The 20,572-nt window shown below is 59.1% G+C and carries 21 protein-coding genes and 1 tRNA gene; 20 read left to right on the forward strand and 2 right to left on the reverse strand.

Going from position 1 to position 20,572, the window contains the following annotated elements; translation table 11 throughout:
• Nucleotides 1-39 precede the first annotated feature (39 nt).
• Nucleotides 40-124 (reverse strand) — tRNA-Leu (locus AAEZ09_RS22385).
• 108 nt (nt 125-232) lie between these two features.
• Here AAEZ09_RS22385 and queA point away from each other — a divergent pair.
• The 11 genes from queA to AAEZ09_RS22440 all read left to right on the forward strand — a co-directional run bounded on the left by queA (nt 233) and on the right by AAEZ09_RS22440 (nt 12,252).
• Nucleotides 233-1,282: a tRNA preQ1(34) S-adenosylmethionine ribosyltransferase-isomerase QueA gene (gene queA, locus AAEZ09_RS22390; RefSeq protein ID WP_122837616.1), complete on the forward strand. Its 1,050-nt coding sequence runs from the start codon at nt 233-235 to the stop codon at nt 1,280-1,282.
• A 14-nt stretch (nt 1,283-1,296) separates the two neighbouring features.
• On the forward strand, nt 1,297-2,412 hold the full coding sequence (gene tgt, locus AAEZ09_RS22395) for a tRNA guanosine(34) transglycosylase Tgt (RefSeq protein ID WP_163019375.1): 1,116 nt from the start codon (nt 1,297-1,299) through the stop codon (nt 2,410-2,412).
• Between the two features lie 43 nt (nt 2,413-2,455).
• Entirely contained in the window at nt 2,456-2,791 is a 336-nt protein-coding gene (gene yajC, locus AAEZ09_RS22400; protein ID WP_007982729.1) for a preprotein translocase subunit YajC, read from the forward strand.
• 63 nt (nt 2,792-2,854) lie between these two features.
• Nucleotides 2,855-4,723: a protein translocase subunit SecD gene (secD, locus tag AAEZ09_RS22405; protein WP_350600808.1), complete on the forward strand. Its 1,869-nt coding sequence runs from the start codon at nt 2,855-2,857 to the stop codon at nt 4,721-4,723.
• A gap of 9 nt (nt 4,724-4,732) precedes the next feature.
• Complete coding sequence (secF, locus tag AAEZ09_RS22410; RefSeq protein ID WP_350600809.1) at nt 4,733-5,647, forward strand: protein translocase subunit SecF; 915 nt, start codon at nt 4,733-4,735, stop codon at nt 5,645-5,647.
• Nucleotides 5,648-5,768: 121 nt separating this feature from the next.
• Nucleotides 5,769-6,317: a glycine zipper 2TM domain-containing protein gene (locus AAEZ09_RS22415; RefSeq protein WP_045061576.1), complete on the forward strand. Its 549-nt coding sequence runs from the start codon at nt 5,769-5,771 to the stop codon at nt 6,315-6,317.
• Nucleotides 6,318-6,860: 543 nt separating this feature from the next.
• On the forward strand, nt 6,861-7,343 hold the full coding sequence (locus tag AAEZ09_RS22420; RefSeq protein ID WP_350600810.1) for a hypothetical protein: 483 nt from the start codon (nt 6,861-6,863) through the stop codon (nt 7,341-7,343).
• A 258-nt stretch (nt 7,344-7,601) separates the two neighbouring features.
• Nucleotides 7,602-8,336, forward strand: a complete 735-nt coding sequence (locus AAEZ09_RS22425) for an ABC transporter ATP-binding protein (RefSeq protein WP_350600811.1) — start codon at nt 7,602-7,604, stop codon at nt 8,334-8,336.
• Nucleotides 8,321-9,523 carry an ABC transporter permease gene (locus tag AAEZ09_RS22430; protein WP_350600812.1) on the forward strand — a complete coding sequence of 401 codons (1,203 nt, stop codon included), beginning with the start codon at nt 8,321-8,323 and terminating at the stop codon, nt 9,521-9,523. The genes AAEZ09_RS22425 and AAEZ09_RS22430 overlap by 16 nt, the downstream gene beginning before the upstream one ends.
• On the forward strand, nt 9,516-10,994 hold the full coding sequence (locus AAEZ09_RS22435) for a TolC family protein (RefSeq protein ID WP_350600813.1): 1,479 nt from the start codon (nt 9,516-9,518) through the stop codon (nt 10,992-10,994). The genes AAEZ09_RS22430 and AAEZ09_RS22435 overlap by 8 nt, the downstream gene beginning before the upstream one ends.
• Complete coding sequence (locus tag AAEZ09_RS22440) at nt 10,984-12,252, forward strand: efflux RND transporter periplasmic adaptor subunit (protein WP_350600814.1); 1,269 nt, start codon at nt 10,984-10,986, stop codon at nt 12,250-12,252. Before AAEZ09_RS22435 ends, AAEZ09_RS22440 begins: the two co-directional genes overlap by 11 nt.
• A gap of 180 nt (nt 12,253-12,432) precedes the next feature.
• Here AAEZ09_RS22440 and suhB read toward each other — a convergent pair whose 3' ends face one another.
• Complete coding sequence (suhB, locus tag AAEZ09_RS22445) at nt 12,433-13,251, reverse strand: type III secretion system regulator SuhB (protein WP_008014726.1); 819 nt, start codon at nt 13,249-13,251, stop codon at nt 12,433-12,435.
• A gap of 146 nt (nt 13,252-13,397) precedes the next feature.
• Here suhB and trmJ point away from each other — a divergent pair, with 146 nt between their 5' ends.
• The 9 genes from trmJ (at nt 13,398) to fdx (ending at nt 20,570) form a co-directional block, all read left to right on the forward strand.
• Nucleotides 13,398-14,168: a tRNA (cytosine(32)/uridine(32)-2'-O)-methyltransferase TrmJ gene (trmJ, locus tag AAEZ09_RS22450; RefSeq protein WP_350600815.1), complete on the forward strand. Its 771-nt coding sequence runs from the start codon at nt 13,398-13,400 to the stop codon at nt 14,166-14,168.
• A gap of 2 nt (nt 14,169-14,170) precedes the next feature.
• Nucleotides 14,171-14,947, forward strand: coding sequence for a serine O-acetyltransferase (gene cysE, locus AAEZ09_RS22455; protein WP_045057716.1), 777 nt, complete (start codon nt 14,171-14,173; stop codon nt 14,945-14,947).
• A gap of 264 nt (nt 14,948-15,211) precedes the next feature.
• Entirely contained in the window at nt 15,212-15,703 is a 492-nt protein-coding gene (gene iscR, locus AAEZ09_RS22460; RefSeq protein WP_007903581.1) for a Fe-S cluster assembly transcriptional regulator IscR, read from the forward strand.
• A 50-nt stretch (nt 15,704-15,753) separates the two neighbouring features.
• Nucleotides 15,754-16,968 (forward strand): IscS subfamily cysteine desulfurase, encoded by a 1,215-nt coding sequence (locus AAEZ09_RS22465; protein ID WP_045057717.1) that lies wholly within the window; start codon nt 15,754-15,756, stop codon nt 16,966-16,968.
• Between the two features lie 84 nt (nt 16,969-17,052).
• Nucleotides 17,053-17,439: a Fe-S cluster assembly scaffold IscU gene (iscU, locus tag AAEZ09_RS22470; protein ID WP_003443374.1), complete on the forward strand. Its 387-nt coding sequence runs from the start codon at nt 17,053-17,055 to the stop codon at nt 17,437-17,439.
• Nucleotides 17,440-17,467: 28 nt separating this feature from the next.
• Nucleotides 17,468-17,791 carry an iron-sulfur cluster assembly protein IscA gene (gene iscA / locus AAEZ09_RS22475; protein WP_028620147.1) on the forward strand — a complete coding sequence of 108 codons (324 nt, stop codon included), beginning with the start codon at nt 17,468-17,470 and terminating at the stop codon, nt 17,789-17,791.
• An 8-nt stretch (nt 17,792-17,799) separates the two neighbouring features.
• The gene (gene hscB, locus AAEZ09_RS22480) at nt 17,800-18,312 is read left to right on the forward strand and encodes a co-chaperone HscB (protein WP_350600816.1); all 513 of its coding nucleotides are present in this window, start codon (nt 17,800-17,802) and stop codon (nt 18,310-18,312) included.
• 51 nt (nt 18,313-18,363) lie between these two features.
• Complete coding sequence (gene hscA / locus AAEZ09_RS22485) at nt 18,364-20,229, forward strand: Fe-S protein assembly chaperone HscA (RefSeq protein ID WP_205893870.1); 1,866 nt, start codon at nt 18,364-18,366, stop codon at nt 20,227-20,229.
• Nucleotides 20,229-20,570: an ISC system 2Fe-2S type ferredoxin gene (gene fdx / locus AAEZ09_RS22490; protein WP_045057720.1), complete on the forward strand. Its 342-nt coding sequence runs from the start codon at nt 20,229-20,231 to the stop codon at nt 20,568-20,570. The genes hscA and fdx overlap by 1 nt, the downstream gene beginning before the upstream one ends.
• Nucleotides 20,571-20,572 lie beyond the last annotated feature (2 nt).

Raw genomic sequence — 20,572 nt, forward strand, 5'->3', positions numbered from 1 at the left:
GAAAAAAAAGGCCTTGCTAAGCAAGGCCTTTCTCAATTTTGGTGCCCCGAGGGAGACTCGAACTCCCACTTCTTGCGAAAACGGATTTTGAATCCGCCGCGTCTACCAATTCCGCCATCAGGGCTCAATGGCGGCGAAGTATAGAGATGAGATTACCGTTGGTCAATCACGTTTCGTGGAGAATTTTTGATATTTCCGCTAGACTTCCCGGCCCTGCTAGACGAACCCCATCATGCGCGTTGCTGACTTTACTTTCGAGCTCCCTGATTCGCTGATTGCTCGCCATCCTTTGGCCGAGCGTCGCAACAGTCGCCTGTTGACCCTTGATGGGGTCAGCGGCGCCCTGGCACACCGTCAATTCACTGATTTGCTTGAGCATTTACGCCCGGGCGACTTGATGGTGTTCAACAATACCCGGGTGATTCCGGCGCGGCTGTTTGGCCAGAAAGCTTCCGGCGGCAAGCTGGAAATTCTGGTTGAGCGGGTGCTCGACAGTCATCGCGTGCTGGCCCATGTGCGGTCCAGCAAGTCGCCCAAGCCTGGGTCGAAGATCCTCATCGACGGCGGTGGCGAGGCCGAGATGCTGGCGCGTCACGATGCGTTGTTCGAGCTGGGGTTTAGCGAGGAGGTGTTGCCGCTGCTGGACCGTGTCGGGCACATGCCGTTGCCTCCTTATATAGACCGCCCGGATGAAGGCTCGGATCGCGAGCGTTATCAGACGGTGTACGCCGAGCGCCTGGGCGCGGTGGCGGCGCCGACGGCGGGGCTGCATTTTGATCAGCCGCTGCTGGAGGCGATTGCCGCCAAGGGCGTCGAGACCGCGTTCGTGACCCTGCACGTGGGTGCGGGTACGTTCCAGCCGGTGCGCGTCGAGAAGATCGAAGATCACCACATGCACACTGAATGGCTGGAAGTCGGCCAGGATGTAGTGGATGCGGTGGCGGCCTGTCGCGCTCGCGGTGGGCGGGTGGTGGCGGTGGGCACCACCAGCGTGCGTTCGCTGGAAAGTGCCGCGCGCGATGGCGTGCTCAAGCCGTTCAGTGGCGATACCGACATCTTTATCTACCCGGGGCGGCCGTTTCATGTGGTCGATGCCCTGGTCACCAACTTCCATTTGCCCGAATCCACGCTGCTGATGCTGGTTTCGGCGTTCGCCGGTTATCCCGAAGCCATGGCCGCTTATAAAGCCGCCGTGGAGCATGAATACCGCTTTTTCAGCTACGGTGATGCGATGTTTATCACCCGTAACCCCGCACCACGTGGCCCTGAGGACAAAGAATGAGTCGCCAAAGTCGTATGTCGTTTGAGTTGCTTGCCACAGACGGCAAGGCTCGTCGCGGTCGCCTGACCTTCCCGCGCGGTACCGTCGAGACCCCGGCGTTCATGCCGGTGGGCACCTATGGCACCGTAAAGGGCATGCTGCCGCGGGATATCACCGCCACCGGCGCGGAAATCATTCTGGGCAACACGTTTCACCTGTGGCTGCGCCCTGGCACCGAAGTGATCAAGAAGCACGGCGACCTGCACGATTTCATGCAGTGGAAAGGCCCGATCCTCACTGATTCCGGTGGTTTCCAGGTATTCAGCCTGGGCGCCATGCGCAAGATCAAGGAGGAGGGCGTGACCTTCGCCTCCCCGGTGGATGGCGCAAAGGTGTTCATGGGGCCGGAAGAGTCGATGCAGGTTCAGCGTGACCTGGGCTCGGACATCGTGATGATTTTCGACGAATGCACGCCGTACCCGGCTGACGAAGACGTCGCGCGTATTTCCATGGAGCTGTCGTTGCGCTGGGCCCAGCGTTCGAAGAATGCCCATGGCGACAATACGGCGGCGCTGTTCGGCATTGTTCAGGGCGGCATGCACCAGGACCTGCGCATGCGCTCCCTGGAAGGCCTGGACAAGATCGGCTTCGACGGCCTGGCCATTGGCGGTCTGTCGGTGGGCGAACCCAAGCACGAGATGATCAAGGTGCTGGATTATCTGCCGGGCCAGATGCCGGCTGACAAACCTCGTTACCTTATGGGCGTTGGCAAACCGGAAGATCTGGTTGAGGGTGTGCGCCGCGGTGTGGACATGTTCGATTGCGTGATGCCAACCCGTAATGCCCGCAATGGGCATCTGTTCATTGATACAGGCGTGCTGAAGATCCGCAACGCGTTCCATCGCCATGATGATTCGCCGCTGGATCCGACCTGCGATTGCTACACCTGCCAGAACTTCTCCCGTGCTTATCTGCACCATCTGGACAAGTGTGGCGAAATGCTGGGTAGCATGTTGAATACCATCCACAATTTGCGCCATTACCAGGTGCTTATGGCTGGTTTGCGCGAGGCTATTCAACAGGGTACATTGGCCGCCTTTGTCGATGCCTTCTACGCCAAACGCGGGCTTCCCGTTCCGCCTTTGGACTGAGTTTTCTGACCCCAAGATTCAACATTTGCAACTGGAGTGCTAAATGAGCTTTTTTATCTCTAACGCCATGGCTGACGCTGCTGCACCTGCTGCAGGCCCAATGGGCGGCGGCTTTGAGTGGATTTTCCTGGTCGGTTTCCTGGTCATCTTCTACCTGATGATCTGGCGTCCACAGGCCAAGCGCGCCAAAGAGCAGAAGAACCTGCTGAGCAGCCTGCAGAAAGGCGACGAAGTTGTGACCACCGGCGGCATCGCCGGCAAGATCACCAAAGTGGCTGATGATTTCGTGGTTCTGGAAGTTTCCGACACTGTCGAAATGAAGTTCCAGAAAGGCGCTATCGCCGCCACGCTGCCAAAAGGCACGCTCAAAGCGATCTAAGTTTCAACTTCTACTCAATCGACGGGGCGCGCAAGGCGCCCCGCGTCATAAGCGGGCGGCGTGATGCTGAACAAATACCCTCTGTGGAAATACATTCTGATCCTGGCGGTGCTGGCGGTCGGTCTGATTTATTCCGCTCCCAATCTTTATCCTGATGACCCGGCCATTCAGGTCAGCGGTGCAAGCACTGCACTGCAGGTCAATCAGGCTGATCTGGATCGAGTGAGCGCTGCGCTCAAGGCATCCGGGATCAATGTCAAGGCGACCTCGCTGACGGCAGGTGGCAAGGGCGGTCTGATTCGCCTGGTCAAGGCTGAAGACCAACTGCCAGCCAAGGACGTTGTGCGCAAGGCGTTGGGTGATGACTACGTCGTTGCACTGAACCTGGCACAAACCACCCCGCAATGGCTGCGCAGCCTGGGCGCGCACCCGATGAAGCTGGGTCTGGACTTGTCCGGTGGTGTGCACTTCCTGCTGGAAGTGGACATGGATAAAGCCCTCGATGCCCGCCTGAAAGTCTACGAAGGCGACGTCAAGAGCCTGTTGCGCAAAGAGAAGCTGCGCTATCGCAGCCTGCCGCAACTCAACGGTGCCATTCAGCTGGGTTTCACTGATGAAGCTTCCCGCGAGCAAGCCCGTGCACTGATCCGCAAGAACTTCAACGATTTCGATATTGTTCCGGCCGACCTCAATGGTCAGGCGGTGCTGCGTCTGGCGATGACCCCGGCCAAGCTGGCGGAAATCCGCGAATACTCCATCAAGCAGAACTTGACCACGGTACGTAACCGCGTCAACGAGCTGGGTGTTGCCGAACCGATCGTGCAGCGTCAGGGCGCCAACCGCATCGTGGTTGAGCTGCCAGGCGTGCAGGACACGGCTGAAGCCAAGCGTATCCTGGGCAAGACGGCCAACCTCGAGTTCCGTCTGGCTGCAGAGCCGGGCGCTTCGAAAGCCACTTCGGAAACGTTCGAGTTCCGTGAAGGCAATCGTCCGTCGGCACAGATCGAGCGTAGCCTGATCATCACCGGTGACCAGGTGACTGACGCCAAGGCTGGCTTCGGCGAGCAAGGTACGCCAGAAGTGAACATCCGCCTGGATGGCCACGGTGGCGAGCTGATGAGCCGTGCGACCCGTAACAATGTCGGTCGCAGCATGGCGGTGATCTTCATCGAGCAGCGTCCTGTTACCACTTACACCAAGCAAGTGGTCGACGGCGTCGAGAAAGACGTGGCGGTGCAGACCTTCAAGGAAGAGAAGAAGATCATCAGCCTGGCGACCATCCAGTCGCCACTGGGTGCTCAGTTCCGTATCACCGGCCTGAACGGCCAGGGCGAGTCCTCCGAGCTGGCACTGCTGCTGCGTGCCGGTGGCCTGGCTGCCCCGATGTACTTCGCGGAAGAGCGCACCATCGGCCCGAGCCTGGGTGCGGACAACATCACCAAGGGTATCGATGCGTCGCTGTGGGGCATGCTGTTTGTCTCGCTGTTCATCATCGCCATCTACCGCTTCTTCGGCATCATCGCCACCGTCGCTCTGGCAGTGAACATGGTGTTGCTGCTGGCGCTGATGTCGCTGCTGGGTGCTACGCTGACCCTGCCGGGTATCGCCGGTATCGTATTGACCATGGGTATGGCGGTTGACGCCAACGTGCTGATCTTCTCGCGGATTCGTGAAGAGATTGCGGCGGGCATGACCATCCAGCGGGCAATCAACGAAGGCTTCGGCCGGGCATTCACTGCGATTCTCGACGCCAACCTGACGACGTTGCTGGTCGGCGGGATTCTCTTCGCCATGGGCACCGGTCCGGTGAAGGGCTTCGCAGTGACCATGTCCCTCGGGATCTTTACCTCGATGTTCACGGCCATCATGGTGACCCGCGCGATGGTCAACCTGATCTTCGGCGGTCGTGACTTCAAGAAGTTGTGGATTTAAGGGGCTGCCATGTTACGTACAATCAACTTCATGGGCGTTCGCAACGTTGCGTTCGGCGTCACATTGTTCCTCACGTTGCTGGCCTTGTTCAGTGTTGCGACCAAGGGCATGAACTGGGGCCTGGACTTCACCGGCGGTACGCTCATCGAGCTGACCTACGAGCATCCGGCCGATGTCACCAAGGTGCGCGAGCAGCTGGTGACTTCGGGTTATCACGACGCGATCGTGCAGAGCTTCGGTGCAACTACCGATTTGCTGGTGCGGATGCCGGGTGAAGACCCGCAGCTGGGTCATCAGGTCGCTGAAGCGCTGCTGAAGGTTGGCGGCGACAACCCGGCGGCGGTCAAGCGAGTCGAGTTTGTCGGCCCGCAGGTCGGTGAAGAACTGCGCGACCAGGGCGGCCTAGGCATGCTGATGGCGCTCGGCGGCATCCTGATCTACCTGGCCTTCCGCTTTCAGTGGAAGTTCGCGGTCGGCGCCATTGTTTCGCTGATCCACGACGTGATCGTGACCATCGGTATCCTGTCGTTCTTCCAGATCACCTTCGACCTGACGGTATTGGCGGCGGTGCTGGCGATCATTGGTTACTCGCTCAACGACACCATCGTGGTATTCGACCGGGTTCGAGAGAACTTCCGGGTGCTGCGCAAGGCGACGCTGATCGAGAACATCAACATCTCGACCACCCAGACCCTGCTGCGGACCATGGCTACTTCGATCTCCACGTTGCTGGCGATTGCGGCGCTGTTGTTCTTCGGCGGTGACAACCTGTGGGGCTTCTCCATTGCGCTGTTTATGGGTGTTCTGGCGGGTACCTACTCGTCGATCTACATCGCTAACGTGGTGCTGATCTGGCTGAACCTGAGCACTGAGGATCTGATTCCTCCAGTGGCTACCGATAAGGAAGTCGACGACCGCCCATAACGGCTTTCGTCTTCCAGCTGTCGGCCTAAAAGGCGCGAGTATTGAACTCGCGCCTTTTTTTATGCTCCAAGGCTGGGAGAAGCGCGGGCGTTGTCCCGCCTATGATGGTCAGGAGGTTCAAGTGAACAAGTCGTTGCTGGTTGGTGCGGTATTGGGTGCTGTCGGTGTGACTGCCGGGGGTGCTGTTGCCACCTACAGCCTGGTTAAAAGCGGCCCTGAGTATGCGCAAGTTCTAGCCGTTGACCCGGTCAAGAAACAGATCAAGACGCCACGTGAAGTGTGCAAGGACGTGGCCGTGACCCGCCAGGCGCCGGTCAAGGATCAACATCAGATCCTCGGTACCGCCATTGGCGCAGTGGCCGGTGGTTTGCTGGGTAATCAGGTCGGCGGCGGCACCGGCAAGAAGATCGCCACCGTAGCTGGCGCCGTGGGCGGCGGTTATGCCGGTAACAAAGTGCAGGAAGGTATGCAGAACCGCGATACCTATACCACCACCCAGACTCGCTGTAACACGGTGAATGACATCAGCGACAAGGTCGTAGGCTACGACGTCCGTTATTCGCTGGACGGCAAGGAAGGCAAGGTGCGGATGGATCGCGATCCGGGCAACCAGATTCCGGTGGATAAGGAAGGCAAGCTGGTGCTGTCACAGAACGAACCGGCTCAGTAAGCGCCGACCGTTTTATCAAAAAGCGCCCTGCGGGGTGCTTTTTTGTGCCCGCTATTTTGGCAATGCCTCCTATCCCGGTGGCACAGATTTGTCGTGGAGCCTCATCATGTTGACTCCTCTAATTCGATCATTCTCATGATGAACATATGCTCGACATCGATGGCCACCCAGTCGAGACCGGAAATAAGCTTGCCCGACTGCGAAACGCTCCTTGGGTGTAAGCCATAACGAAAAATGCTGCGTGTCTTTCGATATGGGGAATTTTCTTGTGACGCATTCGCAGAAAGCTAGGTATTCATACAGTCTTGGAAGGATGCTTTTCTATACTGTAATGGCGAAAAGTTCGGTGTGCTTAAATCAATATAGGAAAATTCCTATTGTTGTAGCTTTTTTTGTCATTAATATTGTTTTTAGGCGTTAAATATTCATGCTGACAAGAATAGATAAGTAACCATTCTTGCCTGAGCTTGATTTTTTATGCTGAAAGTTATTGATGCGCTCGTGTGGTGAGGTGGATTTTTCTGATTTTCTATGGAGGGAGTGATGTTTAATTTTGCTAGAAAAACGTTGTGTGTCGGGGCTTCAGTTGCATGCCTGACGTTTTTTCCAGTGTCCGCTCAAGCTGCTCCCGATAACGGTTTGATTATCAATAAAACAGTGGAAGGTACATGCAGTGTTGGGAATTTCTCTGGTTGGGTAAAGGCGCTTGCTGTATTGAGGGCTGTGGGTGATTATCAAGAATGGACAGTTACTCTTCATCAATATAGGATTACAAAAAGTAATGGGCAGAAAGGCGGGAATAAAGCTAATTTGGATTTATTCATTGTAGAGGCTGGAAATAATTCCGCCGAAACTAAATCGCCAGATTCTATGAAGCAGGATGGGCAGCTCAACTTTACAGATGTAAGTGCTACTGTGCGTGCGACTCAGGGAGTGGCGCCCTCTGTATTACTTAGAGCCATATTTACTTTTGATAAAGCGGGCCCGGACCCATGGTGTGATCTAAGATTCCATGTGCCCAATTAATGCTTTTCTTTCTTGGTAAGGGGTATGTTCACTATGCGTGCCCCGATCTTTCTCGTATTTTAATTATGGCGTCGTAAGATCCAACTGCCTGCATTTTCTCGTCAATGACGCTACATGTAGCACCACTGTACTACTCCGTAAATAAGCACTCATCCAACGCAGTGGGCTTCACCTGTGGTGAGGCGCGCTTAAATGATCGGCGTCCGACCTGTCATGGACGCCTCATGCTTTTGACTCCCTCGGTTCAACTCCCCCAAGATGAACATTCCTCCCATTGTTTTTGCCCCCGATGACCGCCAAGCATTTATCGTGCTCAGAAGTATCAGCAAGCAGTACTGGCGCGATTATCAAGCCCACACCATTCTCGAGCGTGTTTCCTTGCAGATAAAGCAGGGAGAAAGCTGTGCCATCCTGGGCGCATCAGGGTCGGGTAAAAGTACATTGCTAAATATTCTAGGCCTGCTGGATTTACCCGATAGCGGAGACTACTTTATCTCCAATCAACGAGTGGCTGATTTGAATCACTCGCAACTGGCGGTCCTGCGCAACCAACAGATTGGCTTCGTCTTCCAGAGCTTTAATTTACTGGCGCACTTCACGGCGCTGGAAAATGTCGCGCTGCCCCTGAACTATCGTGGCGTACCGCGGCGCGAGGCGTTGGAGCGGGCTCAGCATCTACTCGATTTGGTGGGGCTGACACAGCGCAGTCATTTTCGCCCTGCCGACCTGTCCGGTGGGCAGCGCCAGCGCGTGGCCATCGCCCGGGCGTTGGTCGGTGAGCCGCGACTGATTCTTGCCGATGAACCCACGGGCAACCTTGACACCGATACTGCCCAGGAAATCATCGACCTGTTGCTGACGATCAATCGCGAGCAGCAAACCACGCTGGTGGTGGTCACGCATGCGCCGTCAATCGCTGCGCAGATGAGCCGCCAGATCCTGGTCGAGAACGGCTCGGTCAGTGAAGCAGGGCGCCCATGCACTTCGCATTGAATACTCACCTGAGCTACCGCCAGTTGTTGCGCGACGCACTCTTCAGTTTGCAGACCCACAGCCGTCGTTCATTCCTGGCGTTGCTGGGTATCGCCATTGGCAGCGCTTCGGTGGTGGCGATGATCAACCTCGGTCATAACGCCGCGGAAAATGCCGTCGCAATCTTCAAGGAAATGGGGGTCGATATGCTCAGTGTGAGCCTTGCCCGCGCGGACTCGACACAAGCGGTGCGTCCCGACTTAAATGTGCAGGCGCTGCGAGCTGCGGTGCCCACGCTCACCTTCATTGCGCCCATCTCGTCTAGCGGCAAGGAAGTGGCGTTCGACGGTCGCAGGCAATACGCGTCACTGGCCGCCGTCACTCCGGAATTTGCCGCCACCATGCGCATGCTTATGGACGAGGGTCGTTTTTTCTCACGGTTTGATGAGGCTGAAACCTTGGTCGTGCTCGGGCATCGGCTCGCCCGGGACCTGGGTACCGCCGACCACCCTGTTGGAACGGGCGACCAGGTCCAGCTGGATGGCTACCTGTTTACGGTGATTGGCATTGTGCAGCGTCAGCTGGTTTCGCCTATTGTCCCGGTGTCGGTAGACCGAACCCTTTTCCTGTCGTTCCAGGGTTTGGTGCGTCTGGGGCAGTCCGCAGACATCAGCAACATTATTGCTCGCGTGGCGCCCGGGCAGGATGTTGCCCGCGCCGCCGAGCAGCTCACGCCAGCCCTGCAGTTGCAGTTTCCCGGTCAGCAAATACAGGTCGAAGTGCCTGAGCAAATCATCGAAGGGATGAAAAACCAGACGCGTACCTTTGCGTATCTGCTGATGGCCCTGGGCATCACTTCACTGATCGGCGCGGGGGTGGGCATCATGAATGTGATGCTGATGAATGTCTCGCAGCGCCGGCGGGAGATCGGTGTACGTATTGCCCTGGGTGCGCGCCGCGTCGATATCCGCAATCTGTTCCTGCTCGAAGCCATGGCGTTGACCGCCGCGGGCGCTCTGCTGGGGGTGGTGCTCGGCGTCGTTGGTGCCTGGGTTCATGCCAGCGTGGTCGGCTGGAAGTTCTACCTGTCACCTGCTGCAGTGTTGCTCGGTAGCGCCAGCACCTTGCTGGTCGGCTTGTTCTTCGGCCTCTACCCGGCACTTTCAGCCGCGCGCTTGCAACCGGTGGAGGCACTGCGCGATGAATAACTGGCGTCCCTTGGCCCTTGTTCTTCTGTGCTCGGCCAGTCAGCACAGCCTGGCCAACATTGTTGATCAGGTATCCCATCCTACGGTGCAGGGCGCCAGCGCCAGCGCGTTCATGTTGGGCAAGCAGGCAACTGAATTGACCTTGGCCGACGCGGTGTACCTGGGCCTGCGCGGCAATCGCGAGATCCGTAGTGCTTATTTGCAGCGGGTGGCGGAAAAATTTGACCTGCGGGTGTCTGAAGACACATTCAAGCCAAAGCTGACCCTCAACGCGAACTACACGAGCGCCAAAGGCTCCAGTGACCGCAAGCAAACCGCCGCGATGGGCCCGACCACCGACTGGTTGAGTGAATACGGGACCCGCACAACCCTGGGCTGGAAGCAGGAGCAGGGGAGTGGTCTGGGTTCCGGACGCTATCGGAGCGACGGTCTGGACCTGGCGATTATCCAGCCCTTGCTGCGCGGTGCCGGCCGAGAGGTCACCACCGCGCCCGTACGCCTGACACGGCTCAATGAGCAGGCCAACCGCCTTAACCTCAAGAGCAGCGTGTCGTCCACCATCAGCGAGATCATCAGCACTTATCGTCAGTTGCTCAGGTCCCAGGAGCAGTTGACCATTGCCCGGCAAGCGCTGGAGCGAGCCCGGCAGTTGCTGGCCGTGAACAATGCGCTGATCGACGCGGGGCGCATGGCTGCGTTTGACGCGGTGCAGACCGAAGCCGATATCGCCTCTCAGGAGCTACAGGTCGAAGAGGCGCAGAACCAGCTGGATACCGATCGCTTGTCATTGTTGCGTTTGTTGGCGCTCGACTTGTCGACGCCGATTCATGCCAGTGAAACCCTGCAAGTGTCACGGATCAACATCGACAAAATTGACGCGCTGCGTTTAGCCCGGGCCCAGCAGCCGCGCTACCTGGCAACGCTGCTGGGCAGTCAGCAGGCGGACCTCAACCTGGTGGTTGCCAAGGACCAGGCCCGCTGGGACGTTTCGCTGGTGGCGGGGGCGAATCAGGTGCGCGACCGGTTTGAACGCACCAGCACGTCGGCGCGTAGTTGGGAAAGTTATGCTGGCGTGCACCTACAGATCCTTGTCGGTGATCTTGCCTCGCGCCAGTCCAGGGTCAATGCTCAGGTTGGCGTGGAGACCCAGGCATTGCTGCTTGAAGATGCCCATCAAGCACTGGAGCGCGACGTTAACGACGTGGTCCGCGACCTGGGCACGCGATGGCGGCAGTATGAAATCGCCCAGCGCTCTCACGAACTGGCAACGCGCAAGCTGGCGATCGAGCATGAAAAGCTGAATGTCGGACGCTCCAGCAACTTTCAGGTGCTGAGTTACGAGAGCGACTTGCGCATCAGTGAAAACGCTTTGCTCAACGCTCGAATCGCCTACCTCAATGCCCAGACACAGCTGGATCAGGTGTTGGGCATGACTCTGGAAAGCTGGGACATCGCACTCAATGACTACTGAAAAAACTTCCCTTCAACGCAAGCGCCTGCACCAGGGCATCGTGCTGGCGCTGGTATTGAGTCTTGTTGGCGTGATGATTGGCGGGCACCTGCAATCAGGCGTTGCCGAGGCGCCCGCCGAGCAGTGGCTGGCGGTCAGCGAAGCACCGCTGAAGGTGCGCATCGGCCTGCTCGGCAAGATTGAGCCGCAGCAGGTCATCACGCTGGCGGCGCCGTTCGAGGGCGATATCAAACGCTACCTGGTTGAGCCTGGAGCACGGGTCGAGGCCGGTCAGGTGCTGGTGGAAATGGACCCTGCATTGATCGAGACGCAGTTGCGTGATGCGCTGGCGGCAAAACTGAAGGCTCAGCGTGCCGCAGCCGAGCTTCGAAACTGGAGCAGTGGCAGTCAGATGATGCGTGCGCGTCGTGCCGTGAGCGCTGCGCAAATGGCCCTGGGTAGTGCACAACGCAAACTGACTGAAAGCCGAACCCTGTTCGAGCGCGGGATTGTCTCGCGCAGTGAAGTGGACGATCTCGAACAACAGGTGCAGGCATTGGATATTGGCCTGGCGGCGGCCAGGGAGGACCGCGAGCAAGTCATGGAGCAGGGTGAGGGTGAGTTCCTGCAGATCGCCGAGATGGAGTTGAGCAATGCCACGGTCAAGTATGACGCCGTGCGCAAGTTGCTTGATGAGCAAAATATCCGCGCGCCGTTTGCCGGTGTGATCGTGCCGATAGAGGTCGATTCGGATTCAACCGGCGCGGGCGCTTCCGTGCACGCCGGTAGTAAGGTCGGTAAAGGCCAGCCGATGTTTGGCCTGGCCAACCTTGAGCAGTTAAAGATTGCCAGCAGGGTGTCCGAACTGGACGTCAACCAGTTGCAGCCGGGGCAGGCAGTAGACATCGAGGGTGACGGTTTTGGTCAGCGACTCAGTGGTGTGGTTGATGTGGTCAGCCGCATAGCATTGCCCGACGATGATCCGGGCAGCGCTGCACAGTTCCCGATCAGCCTGTCGATCAGCCCGATTGCAACGGACCGTCAGCATGAGATACGCCTGGGCATGAGCGCTCGCCTGCACATTGTCACTTACAGCAATGACCGCGCGATCGTGGTGGCGCCGGGGGCAATCCAGGAAGAGGCGGGCGCCTTTTTCGTCGAGTACCGGGAAGGCGACAATCAGCTGTCTCAGCGTGTCGCGGTGACGGTGGGACGGTCTGTTGCGCACGGCGTCGAGGTGTTTGGGCTGAAGTCGGGGTTTGTACGGGTGGCTGGGTAGCCACCGCGCTCTGTGTGCGGGCTTGCCAGCTATGGCGTTATTTCATTAAGCATTGACGCTGACTGACACTCCGCCTTCGCGGGCAAGCCCGCTCCCACAGGGTTATGTGGTGAATTGAAGAGTGAAGTTCCGGGCATAAAAAAAGCACCCCGAGGGGTGCCTTTTTTTGTCGCTGGAAGCTTAGCGCTTCAGCGAGGCTGGCAGGTGCGGCTGGATCGCCGTCAGCACTGCCTTGAAGCACTTGGTGTTGCCGGCAACGATGTGGCCTTTTTCAAGGAAGTCGTGGCCGCCGGTGAAGTCGCTCACCAAACCGCCTGCTTCCTGAATCAGCAGGGCGCCTGCAGCCATGTCCCACTCGGACAGGCCTGATTCCCAGAACGCATCGAAACGGCCGGCAGCCACGTAGGCCAGGTCCAGGCTCGCCGAACCGGCGCGGCGGATGCCGGCGGTCTGGCCAACCAGGGCGCGGAACATGCCCAGGTAGTTGTCGAGGTTGTCCATCTGGTCATCACGGAACGGGAAGCCGGTGCCCAGCAGGGCGCCGTCCAGGCTGGTGCGGCCGCTGACGCGCAGGCGACGACCGTTCAGTTGGGCGCCGCGACCACGGCTGGCGGTGAATTCTTCCTGGCGAACCGGGTCCAGAACCACTGCGTGTTCCAGGCGGCCACGGTATTTGCAGGCAATGCTGACTGCAAAGTGCGGGATGCCGCGCAGGAAGTTGGTGGTGCCGTCCAGTGGATCGATGATCCACAGGTACTCTTCGCCTTCGATACCGGTGCCGGCGTGCATGCCGGTTTCTTCACCCATGATCGAGTGATTCGGGTAGGCCTTGCGCAGCGCATCGATGATTTTCTGCTCGGCGGCGCGATCCACCTCGGATACGTAATCCTTGGCGTCTTTTTCGTCGACCTTGATGGTATCCAGGCGCTCGATGGAGCGGAAGATCAATTCACTGGCGCTGCGGGCGGCGCGCAGCGCGATATTCAGCATGGGCTGCATGGATGTGTCACCTAAGGTTGTTAAAGAAAGCCGGGCATTCTATCAGAAAGTTTCTACAGGTGAAGGACGACGTTCGCTTTCATAGCTTAACGGTAGTAGGCGCTGTAAGATTCGGCTCCCCTTTATTGTGTTCGAGAGCGCCTCCCTTGCTGCAAAACATTCGTGTCGTCCTGGTCAATACCAGCCATCCCGGGAACATCGGCGGGGCTGCGCGTGCCATGAAGAACATGGGCCTGTCGCGGCTGGTGCTGGTTGAACCACGGTTTTTCCCGCACCACGAGGCCGATGCCCGGGCTTCCGGCGCCGGGGATATCCTGGAAAACGCCCAGGTTGTCGCCACCCTGGAAGACGCCCTGGTGGGCTGCAACCTGGTGCTCGGCACCAGCGCCCGTGACCGGCGCATCCCCTGGCCCCTGCTCGATCCGCGCGAATGCGGGACGAAAGTGGTCGAGGAAGCCGGGCAGGGCGCCGAAATCGCCCTGGTGTTCGGTCGTGAAGATTCCGGCCTGACCAACGAAGAGCTGCAGCGATGTCATTATCACGTGCACATCCCATCAGACCCTGAGTTCAGTTCGCTGAACCTCGGGGCCGCGGTGCAGGTATTGAGTTATGAAGTGCGCATGTCCTGGCTCGCGGCCCAAGGCCAGCCGAGCAAGGTCGAGAAGGATGAGGTGGCTTCCACTAAAAGTGGCGAGCTGGCGACCATGGATGAGCTGGAGCGATTCTATGAGCACCTGGAGCAGACCCTGGTGGCCATCGAATTCCTCGATCCGGAAAAACCGCGGCACTTGATGGCGCGCCTGCGTCGGTTGTACGGACGAAGCTCGGTCAGCCGGGCGGAAATGAATATATTGCGTGGCATCCTCACGGAAACCCAAAAAGCGGCCCGTGGTGAGCTTCTAAAGCGGAAGGATTAAAAATGTTCGAGCGTTTGCGTGAAGATATCCAGAGTGTTTTCCATCGTGATCCGGCAGCGCGCAACGCCTTCGAAGTCCTGACCTGCTATCCGGGCATGCACGCCATCTGGATTCATCGGCTGGCGGCGGCCCTGTGGCGCGCCGAGCTGAAGTGGCTGGCGCGGCTGGTGTCGAACTTTGGTCGCTGGTTGACCGGTATCGAGATTCATCCGGGGGCCAAGGTCGGGCGTCGGTTCTTTATCGACCACGGCATGGGCATCGTCATTGGTGAAACTGCCGAGATCGGCAACGATGTCACGCTGTACCAGGGCGTTACCCTGGGTGGCACCAGCTGGAACAAGGGCAAGCGTCACCCGACCCTGGAAGATGGCGTGGTGGTTGGCGCCGGCGCCAAGGTGCTGGGGCCGTTCACTGTGGGCGCGGGGGCCAAGGTGGGTTCCAATGCCGTGGTGACCAAGGCCGTGCCGCCCGGCGCGACAGTGGTGGGGATACCGGGTCGCATCATCGTCAAGACCGATGAAGAGCAGGATGCCCGGCGCAAGGCGATGGCCGAGAAGATCGGCTTTGATGCCTACGGTGTCGGCGAAGACATGCCCGACCCGGTGGCTCGCGCCATCAACCAGTTGCTGGATCATCTGCAGGCAGTGGATGGGCGCCTGGAGGGGATGTGCGGCGCGCTGAAGGATCTGGGCAGTAATTATTGCGCCAAGGATTTGCCTGAGCTGCGTGAAGAAGACTTCGCGTGTGTGAAGGATAAGGATCAGAGTCAGGCCGGTTAAGCCCGGTCGACTTCAATCGCGGGCAAGCCCGCTCCCGCAGGGTCTCGTGTGATGCACAGATTGTGTGCGCACCGGAATTCCTGTGGGAGCGGGCTTGCCCGCGATTGAAGTCGACTCGGTACCTCTGGCTGTTAATGGCCAGCCTTTGCTATGATACCGCCGCTCTTTTGCGGGTAATCCTGACTAAAGTACTAGGTCTTATAGTTGACTTAAATACTCGGGAATTGCATACTCGCCCCATTCCGAACTCCGTGGTAATTGTCCATGCGACTGACTACAAAAGGCCGATACGCCGTGACCGCCATGCTCGACCTGGCGTTGCACGCGCAGCACGGGCCGGTGTCCCTGGCCGATATCTCCGAGCGCCAAGGCATCTCCCTGTCCTACCTCGAACAGCTTTTCGCCAAGCTGCGTCGTAGCAACCTGGTTTCCAGCGTCCGCGGTCCGGGCGGCGGCTACCAGCTGTCGCGCGACATGCAGGGCATCCAGGTGGCGCAGGTGATCGATGCCGTGAACGAATCGGTCGACGCCACCAAGTGCCAGGGCCAAGGGGATTGCCATCAAGGCGACACCTGCCTGACCCACCACCTGTGGTGCGACTTGAGCTTGCAGATCCACGAATTTCTGAGCGGTATCAGCTTGGCTGATCTTGTCACTCGCCGTGAGGTACAAGAAGTAGCCCAGCGTCAGGACCAGCGTCGTTGCAACAGCAAGGCGCCGCGCCTGGACAAGATTGAAGCGTCCGCCGTCGAATGACAGCCAAAGAGCTAGCGGCACGCCAGCCAGCCTGATTTAGGAGATAGTCCATGAAATTGCCGATTTACCTTGATTACTCTGCGACCACCCCGGTTGATCCGCGTGTAGCGCAAAAGATGAGTGAATGCCTGCTGGTCGACGGAAACTTCGGTAACCCGGCGTCCCGTTCCCACGTATTTGGCTGGAAAGCCGAAGAGTCGGTCGAAAACGCTCGCCGTCAGGTTGCCGACCTGGTGAATGCCGACCCACGTGAAATCGTCTGGACCTCCGGTGCCACCGAGTCCAACAACCTGGCAATCAAGGGCGCGGCGCATTTCTATGCGACCAAGGGCAAGCACCTGATCACCACCAAGATTGAGCACAAGGCTGTCCTCGACACCATGCGCCAACTGGAGCGTGAAGGTTTCGAAGTGACCTATCTTGAGCCTCAGACTGACGGTCTGGTAACGCCGGCCATGATTGAAGCAGCGCTGCGCGACGACACCATCCTGGTGTCGGCCATGCACGTGAACAACGAAATCGGCACCATCAACGACATCGAAGCCATCGGCGAACTGCTGCGTTCGAAGGGCATCCTGTTCCACGTTGACGCGGCTCAGTCCACTGGCAAGGTCGAGATCGACCTGCAGAAGCTCAAGGTCGACATGATGTCGTTCTCGGCGCACAAGACCTATGGCCCTAAAGGCATCGGCGCGCTGTACGTCAGCCGCAAGCCGCGTGTGCGCATCGAAGCGACCATGCACGGCGGCGGTCACGAACGTGGCATGCGCTCCGGCACCCTGGCGACCCACCAGATCGTCGGCATGGGTGAAGCCTTCCGCGTAGCCAAGGAAGACATGGCTGCCGAAAACGTGCGCATCAAAGCCCTGAGCGACCGCTTCTTCAAACAGGTCGAAGGCCTGGAAGAGCTGTACGTCAACGGCAGCATGACCGCCCGCGTACCGCACAACCTAAACCTGAGCTTCAACTACGTCGAAGGCGAGTCGCTGATCATGGCGCTCAAGGACCTGGCGGTTTCGTCCGGTTCGGCCTGCACCTCGGCATCCCTTGAGCCTTCGTACGTACTGCGCGCCCTGGGCCGCAACGACGAACTGGCACACAGCTCGATTCGCTTCACCTTCGGTCGTTTCACCACCGAAGAAGAAATCGACTACGCCGCGCAGAAAGTCTGCGAGGCCGTTACCAAGCTGCGCACCTTGTCGCCGCTGTGGGACATGTACAAAGACGGTGTCGACATTTCGAAAATCGAGTGGGCGGCACACTGATTTCAAGTCGCCGCAAACCGGCCCTGCCAACCTTCGGGCAGCAGGGCTCAAGAGCGACTCTCTGATGAGTGAGGATTAAGAATCATGGCTTACAGCGAAAAGGTCATCGACCACTACGAGAACCCGCGCAACGTCGGCAAGATGGACGCGGAAGACCCTGATGTCGGCACCGGCATGGTCGGCGCTCCGGCGTGCGGCGACGTGATGCGCCTGCAGATCAAGGTCAACGAGCAAGGCATCATCGAAGACGCCAAGTTCAAGACCTACGGTTGCGGTTCGGCGATCGCCTCCAGCTCCCTGGCGACCGAGTGGATGAAAGGCAAGACTCTGGATGAAGCAGAGACCATCAAGAACACTCAGCTGGCTGAAGAGCTGGCGCTGCCACCGGTAAAAATTCACTGCTCCGTGCTCGCTGAAGACGCCATCAAGGCGGCCGTTCGCGACTACAAGCAGAAGAAAGGCTTGATCTAAGCATTGGGCGACGAGTAAGGAGTCAACGATGGCTATCAGCATGACAGAAGCGGCTGCTCGACACGTGCGACGCTCCCTTGACGGGCGCGGCAAAGGTGAGGGGATTCGTCTGGGTGTTCGCACCACGGGCTGTTCCGGCCTTGCCTACGTGCTGGAGTTTGTCGACGAGGTGGTTGCAGAGGACCAGGTGTTCGAGAGTCACGGCGAGAAAGTGATCATCGACCCCAAGAGCCTGTCCTACCTGGACGGCACCGAGCTCGACTTCGTCAAGGAAGGGTTGAACGAAGGCTTCAAGTTCAACAACCCCAACGTGCGCGGTGAATGTGGCTGCGGCGAAAGCTTCAATATCTGAGGCTGATCGTGGGTACTCCTTGTCATTTCGCTTTATTTGAGCTGCAGCCGAGTTTCAACCTGGACCTCGACCAGCTGGCCACGCGCTACCGTGAGTTGGCGCGCGGCGTTCATCCGGACCGTTTTGCAGACGCTTCCGAGCGCGAGCAGCGGCTGGCGCTGGAGCAATCCGCGAGCCTCAACGAGGCCTACCAGACGCTCAAGAACCCCCCGAAGCGCGCGCGATACCTGCTCGCCATGGGTGGTCGCGAGTTGCCGCTGGAGGTCACGGTGCATGATCCGGAATTCCTCCTGCAGCAGATGGAGCTGCGTGAAGAGCTCGAAGACCTGTCCGATATGGACGGTGTTGCAGCGTTCAAGCGCCGCCTGAAGCTCGCCCAGGATGAACTGAACCAAAGCTTCGCAGCCTGTTGGGATGATGCAGTGCACCGTGATCAGGCCGAACGCCTGATGCGACGCATGCAGTTTCTCGACAAGCTCACCTACGAAGTGCGCCAGTTAGAAGAGCGCCTCGACGATTAACCCAGTGCCGCTCCGGTCGCACGCCTGATATACAGATAAGTCCTGATAACGATGGCCCTACTGCAGATCGCCGAACCCGGCCAAAGTCCTCAACCGCACCAGCGTCGTCTGGCTGTGGGGATCGACTTGGGCACTACCAATTCGCTGGTCGCTGCGTTGCGCAGTGGTCTTTCCGAGCCCCTGGCCGATGCTGACGGGCAGGTCATCCTGCCGTCCGCCGTGCGCTACCACGCCGACCGCGTCGAAGTGGGCGAGTCGGCCAAGCTGGCTGCCGCCACCGATCCCCTGAACACCGTGCTGTCGGTCAAGCGCTTGATGGGTCGTGGTCTGTCCGACGTCAAGCAGCTGGGCGACCAACTGCCTTACCGCTTTGTCGGTGGCGAGTCGCACATGCCGTTCATCGAGACGATCCAGGGGCCGAAAAGCCCGGTTGAAGTCTCTGCCGATATCCTCAAGGTGTTGCGCGAGCGCGCTGAAGCGGCCCTGGGTGGCGAGCTGGTCGGCGCGGTGATTACCGTTCCAGCCTATTTCGATGATGCCCAGCGCCAGGCCACCAAGGATGCGGCCAAGCTGGCCGGCCTTAACGTGCTGCGCCTGCTCAATGAGCCGACGGCGGCTGCGGTGGCCTACGGTCTGGATCAGCATGCCGAAGGCCTGGTCGCCATTTATGACCTGGGCGGCGGCACCTTCGATATTTCGATTTTGCGCCTCACCGGCGGTGTGTTTGAAGTGCTGGCCACCGGTGGCGACAGCGCCCTGGGCGGCGATGACTTCGATCACGCGATTGCCGGCTGGATCATCGAGAGCGCCGGTTTGTCTGCCGATCTCGACCCGGGTGCGCAACGCAGCCTGCTGCAAACCGCGTGCGCGGCCAAGGAAGCGCTGACCAATGCGGCATCGGTTGAAGTGACCTATGGCGACTGGAAAGCCGAACTGAGCCGTGAAGCCTTCAATGCGCTGATCGAGCCGATGGTCGCTCGCAGCCTGAAAGCCTGTCGCCGGGCGGTGCGCGACTCGGGTATCGAGCTTGAAGAAGTGCACGCAGTGGTCATGGTCGGCGGTTCGACTCGTGTGCCGCGAGTTCGCGAAGCAGTGGCCGAAGCCTTTGGTCGTCAGCCCCTGACTGAAATCGACCCGGATCAAGTGGTGGCCATCGGTGCCGCGATCCAGGCCGATACCCTGGCGGGCAACAAGCGCGATGGCGGCGAGTTGCTGCTGCTGGACGTGATTCCGTTGTCCCTGGGCCTGGAAACCATGGGCGGCCTGATGGAGAAGGTGATTCCGCGTAACACCACCATCCCCGTTGCCCGTGCCCAGGACTTCACCACCTACAAAGATGGCCAGTCGGCCATGGCGATCCATGTGCTGCAGGGTGAGCGCGAGCTGATCAGCGACTGCCGTTCCCTGGCGCGCTTCGAGCTGCGCGGCATTCCGGCCATGGTGGCGGGTGCGGCGAAAATTCGCGTGACCTTCCAGGTCGATGCTGACGGCCTGCTCAGCGTTTCGGCCCGTGAATTGGGTTCGGGCGTGGAAGCCAGCATCCAGGTCAAGCCGTCCTACGGCCTGACCGACGGCGAAATCGCCAAGATGCTCAAAGATTCGTTCCAGCATGCCAATGACGACAAGGTGGCCCGCGTACTGCGCGAGCAGCAGGTCGACGCCCAGCGCCTGATCGAGGCGGTGCAGGCGGCCCTTGAGGTCGATGGCGAGCGCCTGCTCGACGCCGAAGAGCGCATGGTCATCGACATGCAGGTTCAGGAGCTGACCGAACTGATGAAAGGTACCGATGGTTACGCCATCGAGCAGCAGACCAAGCGTCTGTCGCAAGTGACCGATGCCTTTGCTGCCCGCCGTATGGATTTGACGGTCAAAGCCGCTCTGTCGGGGCGCAATCTGAATGAAATCGAGGATATCTGATGCCGCAGGTCATTTTTCTGCCCCACGACAAATTTTGCCCGGAGGGCATGGTGGTCGAGGCTGAGCCGGGTACTTCCATCCTGGATCTGGCGCACGAGCACCACATCGAGATGGAAAACGCCTGCGGCGGCGTCTGTGCCTGCACGACCTGCCACTGCATCATCCGCGAGGGTTTTGACTCGATGGAAGAGGCTGACGAGCTGGAGGAAGACTTCCTCGATCGCGCCTGGGGTCTGGAAGCGCAATCGCGCCTGGCGTGCCAGGCAATCGTTGGTGAAGAAGACATCACCGTCGAGATTCCGAAGTATTCGCTAAACCACGCTGCCGAAGCGCCGCACTGATT

This window comes from Pseudomonas sp. 65/3-MNA-CIBAN-0223 (assembly GCF_040310425.1).
GTDB classification, from domain to species: domain Bacteria; phylum Pseudomonadota; class Gammaproteobacteria; order Pseudomonadales; family Pseudomonadaceae; genus Aquipseudomonas; species Aquipseudomonas gregormendelii.